Origin of the sequence: Chromohalobacter moromii, from assembly GCF_023091865.1 — a bacterium.
Taxonomy (GTDB): Bacteria; Pseudomonadota; Gammaproteobacteria; order Pseudomonadales; family Halomonadaceae; genus Chromohalobacter; species Chromohalobacter moromii.
Genome location: NZ_JAHXDI010000001.1, coordinates 1,051,579 through 1,069,218 on the forward strand (window position 1 = coordinate 1,051,579; position 17,640 = coordinate 1,069,218).

Annotated in this window: 13 protein-coding genes and 1 riboswitch; of the genes, 5 read left to right on the forward strand and 8 right to left on the reverse strand. The window is 62.2% G+C overall.

All coding sequences use genetic code 11. From position 1 onward, the window contains the following. Positions 1 to 22: 22 nt before the first annotated feature. The 3 genes from KZO83_RS04710 to KZO83_RS04720 all read left to right on the forward strand — a co-directional run bounded on the left by KZO83_RS04710 (position 23) and on the right by KZO83_RS04720 (position 5,208). Entirely contained in the window at positions 23 to 1,699 is a 1,677-nt protein-coding gene (locus tag KZO83_RS04710; RefSeq protein ID WP_247619928.1) for a VRR-NUC domain-containing protein, read from the forward strand. Further along, on the forward strand, positions 1,696 to 4,017 hold the full coding sequence (locus KZO83_RS04715) for an ATP-dependent DNA helicase (protein WP_247619929.1): 2,322 nt from the start codon (positions 1,696 to 1,698) through the stop codon (positions 4,015 to 4,017). The genes KZO83_RS04710 and KZO83_RS04715 overlap by 4 nt, the downstream gene beginning before the upstream one ends. Before the next feature lie 171 nt (positions 4,018 to 4,188). Then, positions 4,189 to 5,208, forward strand: a complete 1,020-nt coding sequence (locus tag KZO83_RS04720) for a sodium:calcium antiporter (RefSeq protein ID WP_247619930.1) — start codon at positions 4,189 to 4,191, stop codon at positions 5,206 to 5,208. Between the two features lie 28 nt (positions 5,209 to 5,236). Here KZO83_RS04720 and KZO83_RS04725 read toward each other — a convergent pair whose 3' ends face one another. The 7 genes from KZO83_RS04725 to KZO83_RS04755 all read right to left on the reverse strand — a co-directional run bounded on the left by KZO83_RS04725 (position 5,237) and on the right by KZO83_RS04755 (position 13,111). Beyond that, positions 5,237 to 6,313 (reverse strand): PA0069 family radical SAM protein, encoded by a 1,077-nt coding sequence (locus tag KZO83_RS04725; protein ID WP_247619931.1) that lies wholly within the window; start codon positions 6,311 to 6,313, stop codon positions 5,237 to 5,239. Between the two features lie 73 nt (positions 6,314 to 6,386). Beyond that, positions 6,387 to 6,686, reverse strand: coding sequence for a winged helix-turn-helix domain-containing protein (locus KZO83_RS04730; RefSeq protein ID WP_246894833.1), 300 nt, complete (start codon positions 6,684 to 6,686; stop codon positions 6,387 to 6,389). Between the two features lie 90 nt (positions 6,687 to 6,776). Continuing rightward, entirely contained in the window at positions 6,777 to 8,621 is a 1,845-nt protein-coding gene (locus tag KZO83_RS04735; RefSeq protein WP_247619932.1) for a TonB-dependent receptor domain-containing protein, read from the reverse strand. A 121-nt stretch (positions 8,622 to 8,742) separates the two neighbouring features. Beyond that, a riboswitch (cobalamin riboswitch) is annotated at positions 8,743 to 8,960 on the reverse strand. Between the two features lie 77 nt (positions 8,961 to 9,037). Continuing rightward, complete coding sequence (locus KZO83_RS04740) at positions 9,038 to 10,282, reverse strand: NupC/NupG family nucleoside CNT transporter (protein ID WP_247619933.1); 1,245 nt, start codon at positions 10,280 to 10,282, stop codon at positions 9,038 to 9,040. A gap of 203 nt (positions 10,283 to 10,485) precedes the next feature. Further along, positions 10,486 to 11,328 carry an OmpA/MotB family protein gene (locus KZO83_RS04745; protein WP_247619934.1) on the reverse strand — a complete coding sequence of 281 codons (843 nt, stop codon included), beginning with the start codon at positions 11,326 to 11,328 and terminating at the stop codon, positions 10,486 to 10,488. Next, complete coding sequence (locus KZO83_RS04750) at positions 11,325 to 12,143, reverse strand: motility protein A (protein ID WP_247619935.1); 819 nt, start codon at positions 12,141 to 12,143, stop codon at positions 11,325 to 11,327. The genes KZO83_RS04745 and KZO83_RS04750 overlap by 4 nt, the downstream gene beginning before the upstream one ends. 143 nt (positions 12,144 to 12,286) lie before the next feature. Beyond that, complete coding sequence (locus tag KZO83_RS04755) at positions 12,287 to 13,111, reverse strand: glycerophosphodiester phosphodiesterase family protein (RefSeq protein ID WP_247619936.1); 825 nt, start codon at positions 13,109 to 13,111, stop codon at positions 12,287 to 12,289. Between the two features lie 241 nt (positions 13,112 to 13,352). Between KZO83_RS04755 and KZO83_RS04760 the strand changes: the two genes are divergently transcribed. Both KZO83_RS04760 and KZO83_RS04765 read left to right on the forward strand, forming a co-directional pair. After that, entirely contained in the window at positions 13,353 to 13,925 is a 573-nt protein-coding gene (locus KZO83_RS04760; RefSeq protein WP_178998111.1) for a hypothetical protein, read from the forward strand. Between the two features lie 140 nt (positions 13,926 to 14,065). Further along, positions 14,066 to 15,043 carry an NADPH:quinone reductase gene (locus KZO83_RS04765; RefSeq protein ID WP_247619937.1) on the forward strand — a complete coding sequence of 326 codons (978 nt, stop codon included), beginning with the start codon at positions 14,066 to 14,068 and terminating at the stop codon, positions 15,041 to 15,043. A gap of 94 nt (positions 15,044 to 15,137) precedes the next feature. Here KZO83_RS04765 and KZO83_RS04770 read toward each other — a convergent pair whose 3' ends face one another. Continuing rightward, complete coding sequence (locus tag KZO83_RS04770) at positions 15,138 to 17,588, reverse strand: acyl-CoA dehydrogenase (protein ID WP_247619938.1); 2,451 nt, start codon at positions 17,586 to 17,588, stop codon at positions 15,138 to 15,140. Between the last annotated feature and the right edge of the window lie 52 nt (positions 17,589 to 17,640).

Sequence of the window (17,640 nt, forward strand, 5' to 3'; positions counted from 1 at the left end):
ACGCGGTTGCTATCATGCGTTCATGAATGCTACGCCGCTCCCGCCGCGCCCCGCATCCCTCGACGATCCGCTTTATTATCTGCATAACTTCCGCAGTGCCTTGCGCTGGATCGAAGCGTGCTACGTGGATCTGTTCGATGACGAAGAGCGCGATTTTCTCACTCGTTTTGAAACCTTGCCCGAGCCCGCGCAGGCGCTGTGGGTGCGTATGGTCATGCGCAAAGGCGATACTTTTCGTGACGACCGGCTCGACTATGCGGAAATCGGAACGCCGTCTTCGGCGATGGTGGCGTTGATCGAATGCGAATGGGTGGAAGACGATCCGCCTCTATCGCTGGCGGCGCTGTGGTCCTTGCTGACCAAAGCCGAGATCGGCCGCCATCTGCACGGGCTGTTGCGGGATCACGGCCTCACGCGTGGCGCGCGCAAGGCGGACATGCTCGAGGTGCTCGCCGCGGCCGACCTTGGCGAGTATTCGCTGACCGCATGGTGCCCCGAGATTCCCTTCAAGGTGGTGCGCATGACGCGCATGGCGCTGTGTGAGCGGCTGCGCTTGATGTTCTTCGGCAACCTGTATCAGGACTGGAGCGAGTTCGTGCTTGCCGATCTTGGCGTGCGCCGCTTCGAGCGGGTACCGCTGAGTCCTGCCTCGCGGGCCTTTCAGCGCCGCGAAGACATTCACACCTACGTACATCTGCATGCCTGTCGCGAGCGCCTGGAGGCTGGCGAGCCGATTGCCGACATACTTCATGACGTGCCGGCGGCGAATGACAATCCATGGCTGGAAAACCGGCGTGGCAAGCTGTTGTTTCTGCTGGCTCGGGCGCGTGAGCGCGAAGGTGCGCTGGAGGCAGCGGCAGGCCTTTACGCGCAGAGCGTTCATCCCGGTGCCCGCGGGCGCCGCCTGCGCATGCTGGAGCGCCAAGCCTGCCATGCCGAGGCCTTGGCGCTGGCCAACGACGCCGCAGCGGCGCCGGAAAGCGAGGCCGAACGTCAGCAGTTGGACCGCCTGTTGCCGCGTCTGCATCGCCGTCTTGCACTCGCGCCGCCGTCCGTGACCGAGGAACCGGTACCGCCGCGCTTGGAGATGACGCTACCCCGTACGGCGTCGGTGGAACGCGCCGTGGCGGCGCATCTGTCGTGCGAGTCGATGCCGGTGTATTACGTCGAGAACGCGCTGATCAATGCGCTGTTCGGTTTGCTGTGCTGGGAGGCGGTGTTCGCGCCACTTGCTGGGGCCTTCTTTCATCCGTTCCAGCGTGCCCCTGCGGATCTGTTGCGTCCCGAGTTCGCGTCGCGTCGCGAGGCGCTATTTGCACAGTGCCTGGCGCGTCTCGAGGTGCCCGAGGGCGAGCATGGCTATCGCGCTGTGATCCGCCGTACTTACCATGACAAGCACGGGCTCGAATCCGCTTTCGTGCAGTGGGAGGCGCTCGATGAAGCGCTGCTGGAAATGGCGCTGGCGTGTCTGCCGGCGGCGCATCTGCGGCTGTGGTTCGAGCGTCTGCTGCGCGATGTACGTGCCAATCGAGCAGGCATGCCGGACCTGATCCAATTTCGCCCCGAGCAGGGCGACTACCGGATGATCGAGGTCAAGGGACCGGGCGATCGTCTGCAGGACAATCAACGCCGGTGGCTGGCGTTTTGCGCGCGTCACGCCATGCCTCTCGATGTCTGCCACGTGACATGGGCGTCATGAGCGAGGCAGTGGATTATACGGTGGCGGTGCGTACGCTGTGCGATTTCACCGCCAAGCGCGGCGATCTCGACTTGCGTTTCACGCCGTCGCCCAGCGCTGAAGAAGGCATCGAAGGGCATGCCCGAGTGGCCTCGCGTCGCGACGCCCATTATGAGCGCGAAGTCGCCTTGAGCGGCGTCTACTGGAGTGCTGCCGGGCAAGGCTTGCGCGTGCGTGGTCGTGCGGACGGTTTCGACCCGCAACGTGGACGTTTGGAAGAGATCAAGACCCATCGCGGTGACCTGACGCGTCAGCCGGAGAATCATCGTCATCTGCATTGGGCCCAGCTGCGCCTTTACGGCTGGTTGCTGTGCGAGGCGCGAGGCCTCGACGAACTCGAGCTGGCGCTGGTGTATTTCGATATCGCCCGCCAGGTCGAGACGCCGCTCGTCGAGCGCGTGGACCGTGAAACCTTGCGTCATTTCTTCGAAGCGCAATGCGCGGCGTTCCTCGATTGGGCATTGCAGGAAACCGCGCACCGTACGGCACGCGACGAGGCGCTTGCGGCGATGCGTTTTCCGCATGCGAGCTGGCAGGGTGAGCAGCGCACGCTGGCGGAAAATGTCTACAAGGCGGCCAGTACCGGGCGCGCGTTGCTGGCCCAAGCGCCGACGGGCACCGGCAAGACGCTGGGCACACTCTTTCCTATGCTCAAGGCGATGCCCATGCAACGCCTCGATGGCCTGTGCTATCTCGCCGCCAAAACCCCCGGGCGACAGCTGGCGCTGGATGCGCTGAGCCCCGTGGTGGAAACGACCCCATTGCGTGTGCTGGAGCTGACCGCGCGCGACAAGGCATGCGAGCATCCCGACCTTGCCTGCCACGGCGAGTCCTGCCCGTTGGCGGCGGGCTTTTTCGATAAGTTGCCTGACGCACGGCGTGCATTGATCGCCGGTGGCGACTGGGACCGCACGCACGTGCGCAATGCCGCCTTGGCGCATGGCGTCTGCCCGTATTACCTGGGGCAGGAAATGGCGCGCTGGAGCGATGTCACGGTGGGCGATTATCACTATTACTTCGCCAGCGGCGGCTTGCTGCATCTATTGACTCAGGCCAACGACTGGCGTCTGGGCGTGCTGGTCGACGAGGCGCACAACTTGGTAGAACGTGCGCGTGACATGTACAGCGCGAGTCTCGATCAAGGCGATTTGCGCGCCCTGATACGCGAGAAACCTGCCGGCGTTAGCGCCGCGCTCAAGCAGCTCAATCGCGAATGGAACGCGCTGGGCCGCGAGTGCGTCAACGAGCATACTGCACTCGAAAACGTGCCCGAGGCGTGGCTCGCGGCGTTGCAGCGCCTGGTAGGAACGATCGGGCAAGTGGCGGCCGAGCCACCATATACCTTGTCACCGGCCTTGCAGCGTTTCTATTTCGATGCCTTGAAGACGGTGCGCGTCGCCGAACTTTTCGATCGCCACTTCGTGTGCGACATCGCCATGCGCCCGGGTCACCGCGGCACGCGCCATGCGCGCCTGAGCCTGCGCAACATCGTACCGGCGCCATTGCTGACCCCGCGTTTCAAGGCGGCGCATGCCAGCGTGCTGTTTTCGGCCACCCTGACGCCCGAGCGTTATCAGCGCGATCTGCTGGGGCTGCCCGAGGACAGCGTGTGGCTGGACGTGGCATCGCCCTTCGCCAAGGAACAGCTCAGCGTGCATATCGCCCGGCACATATCCACGCGCTTTCGCGACCGCCAGGCATCGCTGGCACCGATCGCCGACTTGATCGCCGCCACTTATGCGCGTCGGCCGGGCAATTATCTGGCCTTCTTCAGCAGCTTCGCTTATCTGGAGGATGTCGCCACGCGTTTGCGCGAGGCGCACCCCGAGGTGCCGCAATGGCAGCAGGGGCGGGGCATGGACGAAAAGGCACGGACGGATTTCCTGGCGCGTTTCACGTCGGACGGGTGCGGAGTCGGGTTCGCGGTACTCGGTGGGGCCTTCGGCGAGGGCATCGATCTTCCAGGGGAGCGACTGATCGGCGCCTTCATCGCCACCCTGGGGCTGCCGCAGGTCAATCCGGTCAACGAGCAGCGTCGACGCTATCTACAGGCGATGTTCGGCGCCGGCTATGACTATGCTTACGTTTATCCCGGCGTGCAGAAGGTGATTCAGGCGGCCGGGCGTGTGATTCGTGGACACGAGGACCGAGGCACGATTCATCTGATCGATGACCGTTTCGCCGAGCCCCGCATTCAGGCGTTATTGCCGTCGTGGTGGCACGTCACCCAAAACGTTGACAACCAGGCTCGCAACCCGGGCGGTGCTTCTTTAGGGTAGGGCGCACATGTCTCAGAGAGTGTTTACAAAAGGACTGCGCTCGACAATTCGGCGTTAAAATCGGCCTTAAAATACTCATTTACCCCACGTAAACTCCGCTTTTTCGCCCGATTTTGCCTTGTCTTGACGTCGCTCGCCTATTTTGTAAACCCCCTCTCAAGGACGAGTAATATGAGTTTGATGCTGAGCGTGGCGCTATTCGCCGGATGCGCCCTGGTCATCGGCGTGGTCGGGACACGCCTGACCGGCGTGGTGGACACGCTGGCCGACCGTACCGGCATGGGGGAGGCCATTGCCGGGGCGGTGCTGATGGGCATGGCGACCTCGTTATCCGGCATCGTGCTGTCGGTGACGGCGGCCTGGAAAGGCCAGCCCGAACTGGCGATGAGCAACGCCGTGGGCGGTATCGCTGCACAGACGCTGTTTCTCACCTTCGCCGATGCGGCACTACGACGTGTCAATCTCGAGCATGCGGCGGCTTCCATCGGCAATCTGGCGCAGGGCACGTTGTTGATGTGCCTGCTAGGCATGTTGCTGGTGGCGCGCTATTCGCCGGAGTGGACGTTGTGGGGCATTCACCCGGTCACACCGCTTCTGTTTCTGGGCTACGTGTATGGGCTGCGCATCATCGATGAAGTGCGTAGCCAGCCGATGTGGATGCCGCGACGCACGCGTGAGACCCGCGAGGATGCCCCGGATGACGAAGCCCAGCGCCATTCCTTGACTCGATTGTGGGGCGCGTTCGCCGCGCTGGCCTTGTTGCTGGGCGTATCCGGCTGGGTGATGGAGAAAGCGGCGACGACGCTGGCGACGGAAACGGGCATGAGCCAGACCGCCGTAGGCATATTGTTGACCTCGGTAGCGACCTCCTTGCCCGAGCTGGTGACCGCCGTGGCGGCCGTGCGTCGCGGGGCGCTGACCCTGGCTGTAGGCGGGATCATCGGCGGTAACGCCTTCGACACGCTGTTCGCCGCCGCCTCGGATATCGCCTATCGCGACGGTTCGATCTATCACGCCGTTTCCGAGCAGACATTACTGTGGATCGCGCTGTCGGTCCTGATGACGGCGGTATTGCTGTTGGGTCTGGTGCGTCGCGAGAAACACGGGCCGGCACGCATCGGCTTCGAGAGCGTGGCGCTGGTGCTGTTGTACGGCGCCGGGGTGGCGATGGTCTTTCAAGAGGCTTCCTGAATCGCGTGATGCGATGCGGGCGGCCACCTCAGTCGAATAGGTCGCCTTGGGCATGGGGCGCGCGAAATGCACTGGTGTCGAGTCCCATCTCGGTACGGTTTCCTATGCCCAAACGCTGGCAGGTCGTGCGAAAGCGCTGTGCCAGCAGTTCCGCGAACACACCTTCGCCGCGCATGCGATGGCCGAAGCGGGCATCGTAGTCCTCGCCGCCACGGCACTGGCGGATCAGGCTCATGACCTTGTCGGCACGCAACGGGTAGTGCTCGTTTAGCCAGGTTTCGAAAAGTGGCGCGACCTCATGCGGCAGGCGCAGCAGCATCCAGGCGGCGGTGCGCGCGCCGGCGTCGTGTCCGGCCTCTAGTAAGGACTCGAGTTCGTGATCGGTCAGCCCCGGAACCACCGGCGAAATCAAGGTGCCTACGGGGATGCCGGCTTCGCTGAGTTCGCGGATGACCTTGAGGCGCGTGCGCGGTGCTGCCGTGCGTGGTTCCAGCGTCCGCTTGAGGTCATCATCGAGGCTGGTCAGGCTGACGAACACACGCACCAGCCGGTGCTCGGCCATCTCGGCGAGCAAGGCCTTGTCACGCAGGATCAAGGCGCTCTTGGTGACCAGCGTGACGGGATGGCGGGTATCCAGCAGCAATTCCAGCAGGGCTCGTGTCGTGCCGCGTTCCGCTTCCAGCGGCTGATAGCAATCGGTGTTGCCCGACAGGTTGATCGGCCGACAGACATAGCCGGGTTTGTCGAGTTCATCGCGCAGTCGCTCGACCATGCCGGTGCGCGCGATCAGCTTGGTTTCGAAGTCGAGCCCCGGTGACATGTCCCAGTAGGCATGGCTGGGACGTGCGTAACAGTAGATGCAGCCGTGCTCGCAACCGCGATAGGGATTCAACGAGCGATCGAAGGACAAATCCGGCGAGTGGTTCCAGGACAGCGCACTCTTGGCGGGCTCGTCACGCACTTGCGTCGCCAACCGTGCGGGCGTTTCTTCCTGCCACCAGCCATCGTCGACGGCTTCACTGACCGTGGGTGAAAAACGATTGTGAGGGTCGAAGGTTGCGCCTCGGCCCTTGCGGGCGAGGGAGCGGTCTCTGGGCGTCGTCATCATGCAATGCCTTGACTGTATATATAAACAGTATAGGCGTCATTTAGGTGGGTTCAACCCGGCTGGCGAGGTGTCAGCCTGGCGGATAGCCCAGGGCATCGCGCAAGCGTTCGGCATGCGCGGCGACCCACGTCGGGTCGATGGGCCCCCAGTCGCGGATGACGTAACGCCCGATATGATGCCGGGCACCGGCCTGCTGTTCGAATTCGCAGTGAATATCCAACTCGATCAGCGCGTTGACGGTATCCTGGGCGGTTCGGCGTGGCATACCCGTGGCCTCGATCAGTGCCGGGATGCTGGCCGTGCCACCGGCGATCAGGTGTGCGACGTATAAGCGACGATAGAAGCTGCTTTGCGTCTTGCTGAGTGTCATGGGCGTTCTCCTGTAAAGGGTCATACAGCATAACGCCCCACCCCATAAAGGGGCAGGGCGCCATGCGGTGTGCAGCGTAGGAAAGACGAATCAGAAGCGCAGCGTCACACCGCCTTCCACGTAGCGATCCTGGGTGTTGTAGCCGTCGACCAATTGGTATTCCTTGTCGAAGGCGTTCTCGACCTTGGCTGACAGCTCGACCATCGACGTGACCTGCCAGGCGGTACGCAGATCGACGACGCCGTAGCCGCCTACTTCCTGACCACCATAAGAAGTTCGTTCGCTGAAGGCCCAAAGGGTGGAGCCAACACTCCATTCATTATTAATTTTGTAATCCGTGTCCAAACGCGCATAGTGCTCCGAACGATTCAGCAAGCGGTCCCCTACTGAAATGCCGGCATAATTATCCGACCAGCTCCGTACTTCGGGATCCTGAAACGTAATCGAAAGCTGTGTTACCAACCGCTCTCCATGCCAGCCGCCGCTGAGCTCAAGGCCACGAATTCTAGCCTCATCTATATTTCGATAAGTACCGTTAGGAGATGCTCCCGTATAAACGATCATATCCTCGATACGATTCTGAAAAGCCGTGACACGTGTCTTCCAGTCGCCTTGAGAAAAAGCCCAGAAAGCTTCTAAGCTCTTGGATTCTTCAGCGTCTAAGTCTGGATTGGGATTATAGGTGCCATACATATCGCTCAAGCTGGGAGCCTTGAAAGCTGTGCCATAACTAACACCCAAACGCTGATTTTGAGTTATCTGATAGGCATAGGCGGCGTTGCCTGTTGCTTTGTTACCGAACAGGGAGTCGTCGTCATAGCGCAAGGAACCGGAAAGCTCGTGGGCACCGTAGGTGCGCTGCATCATGCCATAGATGCCGTAATTTTCGCGGCTATCCTTTTGGTATGATTCTCCCGCCCGATTATTGAAATCAATATTGTCGTGACGATAGTCGACGCCCAGCACGTCAACGCCATTGTCACGGGTGAAACGGTGCTGTAGCCCGACCTCATCGCGGTGTGTTTCAGTCAGGCTCTGGCGTTCGCCCGAGTAGCGCTCTTCGCGTTGCTCGTCGAAATGGCCGGCGGTGATCAGCATCTGCCAGTCCGGCTGGAGCTGGACATCGAGCTGGCCGCCGAAGGACTGCAGATAGCCTTTGGTAACACAGTCCTGAGAGGCGGGGAACGAGCAATTGTCGTATTCGTTCTCGAAGTTCTGCCGCAGGGCATTGACGCTCACCTCGACGTCGTCGTTGACGCGATGCGAAAGCCCCAGTTGCGCGCCTTCGCGCTCGAAGCCGTCGCGTTCGCCGCTGTCATCCGCCTGCTTGGCATTGAAACCGTCGCCGTCGCGGTGAAAGAGTGAGGCGTTCAAGCGGGTATCGTCGTCGCCGGTGGCGACCCAGGCGCTCTGGCGTTGGGTGCTGTCGCTGCCTGTGCTTGCCTTGAGTCCGCCTTGCGTGCCGGAGGCCGTGCCATGCCGGGTAAAAACCTGAATGACGCCGCCGATAGCGTCGGCGCCATAGGCAGCAGCCCGCGGCCCGCGGACGATTTCGACACGTTCGATGGCCTCGAGTGGCAGCATTTCCAGGCTGGCGCCACCACTGGTGGCTGAGTTGATGCGCACGCCGTCGACCAGCACCAGGCTGTGGTCGGATTGGGTGCCGCGCATGAACAGGCTGGAGAGCGTTCCCGGTGGTCCATTCTGGGCGATTTCGATGCCCGCACGGCCCTGCAGTAGGTCGATGATCGAACCAGCCTGGCTGCGCTCGATGTCATCGCGGTCGATGACGGTGGTGCTGGCCAGGACATCGCTTTGCGACTGGGGAAGCCGGTTAGCGGTGATCTGGAGGTCGGATAGTCGTTGATCGCCCTGCGCCTGTGCACTGCCCGCCATCACGAGGGCCAGCCACAGAAGATTCTTTTTATGCAACATAGAAAAACGCCTCATCAGCGTAAGAAACGAGTTACGCGATGAGGAGGACAAGAGGTGACGCCGCCGCGTCGCCTGGACGGCGTGAATGCAACGGTCGCCACTGGCGAAGCCCTCCGCATCAGCCAGTGCTGAGAACCAGGCCGGTCTCCGGACTGACGCGCTGGCGGCGGAAAAGATCCGACACCGGGCGGAAACGCCTTCCCACTCGAACTGACGAAAGAGCAGTGACGGTCGCATGCGCGGCTGGCAGCGACGATTTCCGATGTGGCGCGATTACCGTTGCGGGGGCAGTACGGGACTTTCACCCGTTTCCCGAGCACCTGGGTCTCGACGGGCGGGGATTCTGCTTGGCGGTTTCGGGGAAGTCAAACGCCGGTCGCGGTGGGCGCGACCGGCATGCGGAGCGACGAAATCTCTTAGAGAGAGAGGAACACGCCGGCCAATGTCGCGCTCATCAGGTTGGAGAGCGTGCCGGCGGCCACAGCCTTGAGCCCCAGCCGAGCGATATCGCTGCGTCGACTGGGCGCCATCATGCCGAGACCGCCCATCAGGATGGCAATGGAGGCGAGATTGGCAAAACCGCACAGCGCAAAAGTGACGATGGCCCGAGCATGCGCGCTCAGTGCTTGCGGATCGGCGGCGAGGTTGGCGAAGGCGACGAATTCGTTGAGTACCAGTTTCTGGCCCAGGAAGCTGCCGGCATGGATCGCCTCTTCCCAGGGGACGCCGATCAAGAACGCCAAGGGCGCGAACAGATAACCGAGTAGCAGTTCCAGGGTCAGATCCGGGTAACCCAACCAGCCGCCGATGCCCCCCAGAATCTGGTTGCCCAGCGCGATCAGGGCGATGAAGGCCAGCAGCATGCCGCCCACGTTGAGGGCTAGCTGGACACCGGAGGCTGCACCATTGGCTGCCGCCTCGATGACGTTGGCGGGGGCCTCGTCGTCTTCGCCGTCGATGACGTCTTCCAATTGCTGAGACGGGGGCTCGGTTTCGGGCACGATGAGCTTGGCCATCAGCAACCCGCCTGGCGCCGCCATGAACGAAGCGGCAAGCAAATATTCCAAGGAGATCCCCATCGCCGCGTACCCCCCGAGTACGCTACCGGCCACCGAGGCCAGGCCACCGACCATCACCGCGAAGAGTTCGGAGCGCGTCATGCGCGACAGGAACGGGCGCACGGCCATCGGCGCTTCGGTTTGTCCGACGAAGATATTGGCGGCGGCGGAAAGCGATTCGGTACGCGAGGTGCCCAGCAGTTTCTGCAGCGCACCGCCCATCAGCTTGATCACCCAGCGCATGATGCCTAGGTAATAGAGTACGGCGACCAGTGAAGAAAAGAACACGATGATGGGCAACACGCGCAGGGCGAAGACGAAACCGCCGTCACCGAAGACGTCGAACATGGTGTCGCTGACCAGGCCCCCAAAGACGAAGTCCATCCCCGCTTGGGCACTGTCGATGACCGATTGCACGGCGTTAGTGAGCCCCAGCAGGACGCTTTGTCCGAAAGGGATGGCGAGTACGAACAGGCCAAGACCGGCTTGGATGGCAAGCGCCCCGGCGACGGTGCGCAGACGAATGGCCCGACGGTTTTCGGACAAGGCGAGGGCGATCAGCAGGACGACCACCACGCCGACGAGCCCCATGAGGGTTTGCATCGAATACTCCTGAATTACACGCGGTCTGGGTTACGAGAAGTGCGGCCATGATGCCGACATCGCCGCCTTCTCGAGGGACCGAGAAGGCGCGCTGGGGTGGCACGCGTGAGGCGACCGTGGGGTCGCCTCAAAGGGGGCGTACTTTATCAGGATCGCTGGTCGATGTGGGAAGCGATGTGTCTAGACGCTGATCACTCAGCCGGTCATTGGCTGTCGGGTTCATGCAGGACTAGCTCGACACGACGGTTTGCCGCACGTCCCTCGGGCGTGGCGTTGCTTTTCAGTGGGTGTGTGTCGGCATATCCCACCGCGCGTAGCTCATCGCTATCGAGACCTTCCTCGACCAGGAATCGTAAGACGGCGGTGGCACGCGCCGTCGAAAGTTCCCAGTTGGAGGGGAAACGGTCGGTGGCGATGGGGCGGCTATCCGTATGCCCCTCGATGGTGATATTGCCCTCGTATTGCTGCAGCGAGTCCAGCAACTGACGCAGTACCTTGCGGCCTTCGTCGGTGAGGTCGGCGCGGCTGCTGGAAAACAGCAGGCGATTCTCAATACGGAAGTTCAGTGTCTGGGCGCTTTGTGTTACTACCACGCCATCGATCAAGGGCTTGAGTGTGCTCGTCAGCTGGCGTACGCGGCGAGTAGTGCGTGAAGCCTCGACGCTCGTCATCAAGGTCTTGGCGGGCTCCGGGTTGACCATGATGACGTTCGGCGTCCGTGGCATCATCGGCGGTGGCGTATAGAAAGCGGTGTCACGCGGCGGAACATAGCGTTTTGTCGAACGAGGCGGGGTATAAAAGTTCGGCGACCATGCGGGCGCTTGCAGTGTGGGCACGCCCAGAGCCGGGAAGGCGAGCGCCTCGTCGCTGGCGGTGCTTTCCCCGTTTCCGGTGAGTGCCAACAGCAGCACGAACAAGGTGATCAGCAGGGTGAGCATGTCAAGGTAGCTCATCAGCCAGCCGCCGCCTTCATCGCCCGCGTGATTTACGGGGGCGATCAAGGTATCGCCGGCGTCGATGGCGTAGCGATGCGTCGCACGGCTCATGCCACCGTTTCCTCCTCACGTGACCGCTTGGACGTATGAGGGGCCGGTTCGCGGATCTCGTCCTGGTGCTCTGCCATGAAGGAATTCAGCGTGTCCTCGACGAACGACGGCAAGCGGCGCTTGGCGATCAGCATCACCCCTTCCATGACCATGTGCATTTCGATCAGACGCTCCTCGGTGCGGCGTTCCAGTTTCACCGCTATCGGCTTGAAGAGCAGGTTGGCGAGCAAAATGCCGTAAAACGTCGACATCAGGGCGATGGCAAGGCGTGGGCCGATCACCGTCAAGTCGCCGCCGTCGATCACCTCGAGCATGTTGATCAGGCCGATCAAGGTGCCCAGCATGCCGAACGCTGGCGCGTAGGTGGCCATGGTGCGAAAGATCTGCGACTCGGCATATTCACGTGCCCGCATGCGTGCGATGCGCCAACGCAAGACGTCGTGAATCTCGTCATCCTGGGTATTGGCGATCACCAGCGATACTCCGGTGCGCAGGAAGGGATTGCGCGTGTCTTCGAGCTCGGCTTCGATGGCGCGAATATTGCCACGGAACCAGTGCCGGGCCATGGATACCAGCGTCTGGATGTCATCGTCGATACGGCTGTTTTCGCGACGGAAGACGAGCCCCACAAGACGCGAGACGCGCACTACCTCACGCATGGGATAGCTGATGAACGTGGCGGCCAGCGTGCCGGTGATGACGATGGCGAGGCCGGGGAAGTTGAAGAAGCTGCTGGGCGTTTGCGCGGTAAAGAGTACGACGGTGGCGAGCAGCAGCACACTGGCGGCGATGCCGATCAGAGTCGACGGGTTCATGGGCGTTGTCCGATGCAGGAGCAGCATGAAAGCGATAGAGCGATGTGGCCAAGGGCCACCATGACGCATGATACGCGCGGCTGGGGTGTGCAAAGCGTGTATTTGCCGTGTGCTTTGTGCGCTTTTCAACGACTAGAGGACGGCTAGGATAGGGCGTTCGTGAAACACGCTGGGTCGTCACTGATCACCGCGTCGACGCCCCATGCCCAGCGAGGCAGAAAAACCGCCGGGTCGTTGGCGGTATAGCACAGCAGTCGCAGGCCCGCGTCGCGGACGGCGCTGGCGCCGGCGGGTTTCAGCTTGCGCCATTCGAGGTGGATGCTATACGTCAGGAGGGTTTCGGCATCCGCGCGCCAGTTTTTGGGGAGCTTGTCGTAGAGCAGTCCCAGGCGTAGCCGGTGTGGATCGGTTTCGATAGCGCGCGCAGTGTGCAGCGCGTCTCGATCGAACGAGGACACCAGCAGTCGCGAGGGTGGAAGCGCTGCCAGCAGGCGCGGAACGACGGCCTCGGCCAGAGCGGCGGGGCTATGCCGGTAGCTGATCTTGAGTTCGAGATTGAGCCCCATGTCATATTCGACGATTAGTGCCAGCATCTCATCGAGCGTCGCCATGCGCTCGTGGCGAAACGCCGGGCTGAACCAACTGCCCACGTCCAGTTGCTGTGCTTGGGCGAGATCGAGATGCCGCAACTTGCCGCGTCCGTTGGAGCAGCGTCGTACCCCGGCGTCGTGCCAGATCACCGGAGTACCATCGCCGAGTTGCTGGACATCGAGCTCCACCCAGCGGCATCCGGCCGCGTGGGCGGCACGTACCGCCGCCAGAGTGTTCTCGGGGGCATGCGCGGAAAGCCCGCGATGCGCGATAACGCGAGGGAGTGCGAGGGCTGTCTCACTAGTCGACGAGGCGTGTGCCCCGCGCTGGGTGGCGGTTGTCTGCGGCAAGATGGTGCCGCTTGAAGAAGGTGGCATGTAAACGGACCTCGCGAATGACCGATGGACATTATGGCATGTCGATCCGGTAGTGGTTCAGTGATTGAAAGCATGCCGTTCACGCCGGTATTGCCGCCTAGATTGAGACACCTTTTTGACAGAATCATGACCGTGTCGCCATGGGGCGGCGTTCGGGGATATGCTAATCTGCGCGCCTTGTTTCGAGATCAGTCGTCTGGCGCTTTGGCCGACAGACGGCACCCGACCGGCAGAGAGACCGATGAAAATCATTCATGTTAAGAACCCGGAAAGCCGCGAGGCGTGCCTCGCACAGCTGTGCGCCAATGTGTATGGCCAAAACGCCGGGCTCGATCCCCTGGTGACCTTCACTGGCACGTTGGGGGTGTTGTTCGAGCAGGACGCGGCGCGCATTTTCGTCTTGGCCGACGAGCAACAGACGATTCTCGCCATGCTGCTGCTGGTCTCGGATATTGAAGGCCAAGGCATGGAAGTGACATTACTCTCGACCCCGGAAACCGGGGGCGACGAAGAGCATGTCAAACGCTTAGTAAGGGAAATGGCCACACGCGCCCCCTTGCGTGTGCAAGCCCCTGACGATGCCAGCGAAGCTTTCTTTCGCGATTGCGGCATTACCCGATGGCTGGACATGCCGGATGGCGTGCGCCTGGGCCTGGGGGCGCGTCATGAGCAAGTGACGCCCGATACCTTGACGAAGCCGCTGCGCTTCAATGCCGAAGGTGTGGTGCAGACCTTCAAGCGCGAGCCCGAGACCTTCGAGTCGTACAAGGCGCGATTCATCGCCGGGCTGGAGCGTTTCGACGGTCGAGTATGATGGTGGCCGGTGACGATGGTGTGCGACTTTAGTGGCAATACGCTGCTTCGGCTGCCTTCCAGAGGGGAGACAGCTTGACCCGGCGAGCGTTCGGCGCTTGGATGAAAGCCCAGATTCGTTAGCTTCGTAAGGAAGGATATATGGCCAAGCGTGTGCAGTTTGCTCGTACCGGTGGACCCGAGGTCCTGGAATATGTCGACGTTACGCCCGCCGAGCCCGGCCCGGGCGAGGTGCGCGTGCGCAATCGCGCGGTGGGATTGAACTTCATCGACATCTACTTCCGGACCGGGCTTTACCCTGCGCCGAGCCTGCCGTCCGGCTTGGGCACCGAAGGAGCCGGAGAAATCGACGCGGTCGGCGAGGGCGTGAAAGGCTTCGCGCCGGGCGATCGTGTCGCCTATGCCCAAGGGGCGTTAGGCGCCTACGCTGAGCTGCACGTGTTGCCGGCGGAGAAGGTCGTGGCGTTGCCCGAGGCGATCAGCTTCGAGACCGCCGCGGCGGCCATGCTCAAGGGATTGACGGTGCAATATCTGCTGCGTCAGACATATCGGGTAAAAGAAGGCGAGACGATTCTTTTCCATGCCGCCGCGGGCGGTGTCGGCTCGATCGCCTGCCAATGGGCGAAGGCGCTGGGCGTCAAATTGATCGGCACTGTCAGTTCGCCCGAGAAGGCCGAGTTGGCCAAGCGCAACGGCGCCTGGGCCACCATCGACTACACCCGAGAAAACGTCGTCGAGCGCGTGCGCGAGCTGACCGGTGGCGAGATGGTGCCGGTGGTGTATGACTCGGTGGGCAAGGATACCTGGGAAACCTCACTGGATTGCCTGCAGAAACGCGGCCTGATGGTCAGCTTCGGCAATGCGTCCGGCCCGGTCGAAGGCGTCAACATCGGCATCCTCAATCAGAAGGGCGCCTTGTTCGCGACGCGTCCCAGCCTCAACGGTTATGCCGACACGCGTGAGCGCTTCGAGGCCATGGCCGAGGAACTGTTCGAGATGATCGCCAGCGGCAAGGTCGCTATCGATGTCGCCAACCGTTACCCCTTGAGTGATGCCGCCCAGGCCCAGGAAGCCCTGGCGGCGCGCAAGACCACTGGCTCGACGGTACTGCTGCCCTGAGACATTTCAGATAACGTGTGGGTAACGACGTTAAAAGCCCGGGCCTGTCTGGACAGGTCCGGGCTTTTATGGGTCTAGCGCTTAGGATTAACGCTTAGTGGGTGTCGTGCCACACCACACTTTCCTTGTCGAGCGCGAAGGCGTCGAAGGCGAAGTCGTCGACGCTGAGCATTTCAAGTACCTCCCCCTCGAAACGCCGCATGAAGTCGGCCTCTGCATCGTCGATCAAACCGGATTCCCATGCTGCTGCCACTCGCTGCTCCGGATGCAGGGCCTCGGCGGGTAGTTCCCCCTTGCCATAGGCCTTGGCGATACGCCGATAGAGCGGCTCGGCATGCTCGCTGTCGGCAAGCAGGGCATTGTAACGCGCCAGTGGATTATCCTTTTGACCGGCGCCTTGTGTATCCCAAGTGTTTTCAGTCAGCTTGCGGCGCAAGGCGCTGTCGGTGGAGACGGCGTGGGCGATATCGCGCGTGAAACGATCATGAGGCTTGTGCCAGCGCCGTCCCAGCGGCATCGCGACGGCGGATAGGGTCGTCGCCACGGCCCGGTTGGGCAGGTTGTCGAACAATTCGATGAACGCCTGCTCGGCGCGATGGAGCAATGTGCGGCAGCTGTAATGCAAAAGCGTTGCCTCATGCTCGACATTGTCCGACTCGTGCCACTGCTTGAGCAGCATTGAGGTTAGATAGAGGTTGGAAAGCACGTCGCCAAGGCGCGCCGAGAGCATTTCACGTTTCTTGAGGCCTGAGCCGAGACTCGCCATGGCGGCATCGGCACACAGGCCGAAGGCCGCGGACAGTCGTGCGACTTCCTGCGCGTAAGGGGCGGCGATCTCGTCGAACGGAACGCTTGGCTTTCCGATTCCCAGGCCCAGGGTAAAAGCACGCGCGGCGTTGCCGAAGACCATGCCGGCGTGCCGGAAGATGGCCTTGTCGAAGGCCGGGAGATCATCGTTGTCCTTGGCGGCTAGCTCATCGAGTACATAGGGATGGCAGCGAATCGCGCCCTGGCCGAAGATCATCAGGTTGCGCGTCATGATATTGGCGCCTTCCACGGTAATCGACACCGGGTTAGCGGCATAGGCGATACCCAGGTAGTTGCGTGGTCCCAACGTAACGGTGCGGCCGCCGTGCACATCCATAGCATCGGCGAGCATGCTGCGTTGGAATTCGGTCAACTGGCTCTTGAGGATGGCCGAGGGCACCGCCGGTTTGACGCCGTGGTCGATGGTGTTGGCGGTTTGCATGACCGCTGCCTGGGCGATATAGGCATGCGCCGCGATGCGCGCCAGTGGCTCCTGGACGCCTTCCATCTCCGCGACGGGCAGGTTGAATTGACGGCGGATGCGGGTATAGCCGCCAGCCCAGCCCAGCGCATAGCGGCCGATACCCGAAGCACCGGAAGGCAGGGTGATGCAGCGCCCCACGGACAGGCATTCGACCAGCATGCGCCAGCCCTGGCCTGCCATCTCGGTGCCGCCGATGATCCAGTCGAGGGGGATGAAGACATCCTGGCCGCGAATCGGGCCGTTCATGAACGGGCTACCGATGGGATGGTGGCGGCGTCCGATCTCCATGCCCTGCGTATTGCGAGGGATCAACGCGCAGGTAATGCCAAGGTCTTCGGTATCGCCGAGCAGGCCATCGGGGTCGAACATGCGAAACGCCAAGCCGACCACGGTAGCGATGGGCGCCAGGGTGATCCAGCGTTTCTCGAAGGTGAGCTTGAGCCCGAGGACGTCTTCGCCGTTGTGTTTGCCTCGGCAGACGACGCCGACATCGGGCAGCGAGGTCGCATCGCTGCCCGCGCGCGGTCCTGTGAGTCCGAAGCAGGGAATTTCGCGGCCATCCGCCAGGCGTGGCAGGTAATGGTCTTTCTGTTCCTCGGTGCCGTATTTGAGTAGCAACTCGCCGGGGCCCAGAGAATTGGGCACGCCGACCGTCACCATCAGCGTCTCGTTGACGGCCAATTTTTGCAACACGGCCGATTGCGCCTTGGCAGAGAACTCCAGACCGCCATAGCGCTTGGGGATGATCATGCCGAAGAACCCTTCGCGCTTGAGGTAGTCCCACAGCTCGGGCGGCAGGTCGGCACGCGTGCGAGCGATCTCCCAGGCGTTGCACATGCCGGCCGCCACGGAGCATTGATGGTCGACGAAAGCCTGCTCTTCCTCGCTCAGTTGCGTAGTACCGAAATCCAGCAGCCGTTGCCATTGGGGGCGGCCTGAGAAGAGCTCGCCATCCCAGGCCACACTGCCCGCTTCGAGGGCGATACGCTCGGTCTCGGAGACCTTGGGCGCCGACTTCTTGAAGGCCGCGAACAGGCGCGAGGTCAGCCAGCGTCGCCGCACTGCGGGTAGCCCGCAGGCGGCCACGGCCAGTGCGCCGAGCCACAGCAGCACGCCCACTGTCACCGCGCCGAAGACGATACCGAGGGCGCCGAGGATCAATAAAAGCCCCAGCGCCGGCAAGGCACCTGCCTCCCGACGCATGATCCAGACTAAGCCTGCCAGCGCCACGACGATGAGCAACAGTTCCAACATGTGGACTCTCCCTGGATGATTTCTAACGCTTGTTTGAATTCAGCCTAGCGTA

Bases quoted from the DNA above. Each gene is read 5' to 3' on its own strand.
- KZO83_RS04710 (WP_247619928.1), top strand. From the start codon at position 23: ATGAATGCTACGCCGCTCCCGCCGCGCCCCGCATCCCTCGACGATCCG.
- KZO83_RS04715 (WP_247619929.1), top strand. From the start codon at position 1,696: ATGAGCGAGGCAGTGGATTATACGGTGGCGGTGCGTACGCTGTGCGAT.
- KZO83_RS04720 (WP_247619930.1), top strand. From the start codon at position 4,189: ATGAGTTTGATGCTGAGCGTGGCGCTATTCGCCGGATGCGCCCTGGTC.
- KZO83_RS04725 (WP_247619931.1), bottom strand. From the start codon at position 6,313: ATGACGACGCCCAGAGACCGCTCCCTCGCCCGCAAGGGCCGAGGCGCA.
- KZO83_RS04730 (WP_246894833.1), bottom strand. From the start codon at position 6,686: ATGACACTCAGCAAGACGCAAAGCAGCTTCTATCGTCGCTTATACGTC.
- KZO83_RS04735 (WP_247619932.1), bottom strand. From the start codon at position 8,621: ATGTTGCATAAAAAGAATCTTCTGTGGCTGGCCCTCGTGATGGCGGGC.
- KZO83_RS04740 (WP_247619933.1), bottom strand. From the start codon at position 10,282: ATGCAAACCCTCATGGGGCTCGTCGGCGTGGTGGTCGTCCTGCTGATC.
- KZO83_RS04745 (WP_247619934.1), bottom strand. From the start codon at position 11,328: ATGAGCCGTGCGACGCATCGCTACGCCATCGACGCCGGCGATACCTTG.
- KZO83_RS04750 (WP_247619935.1), bottom strand. From the start codon at position 12,143: ATGAACCCGTCGACTCTGATCGGCATCGCCGCCAGTGTGCTGCTGCTC.
- KZO83_RS04755 (WP_247619936.1), bottom strand. From the start codon at position 13,111: ATGCCACCTTCTTCAAGCGGCACCATCTTGCCGCAGACAACCGCCACC.
- KZO83_RS04760 (WP_178998111.1), top strand. From the start codon at position 13,353: ATGAAAATCATTCATGTTAAGAACCCGGAAAGCCGCGAGGCGTGCCTC.
- KZO83_RS04765 (WP_247619937.1), top strand. From the start codon at position 14,066: ATGGCCAAGCGTGTGCAGTTTGCTCGTACCGGTGGACCCGAGGTCCTG.
- KZO83_RS04770 (WP_247619938.1), bottom strand. From the start codon at position 17,588: ATGTTGGAACTGTTGCTCATCGTCGTGGCGCTGGCAGGCTTAGTCTGG.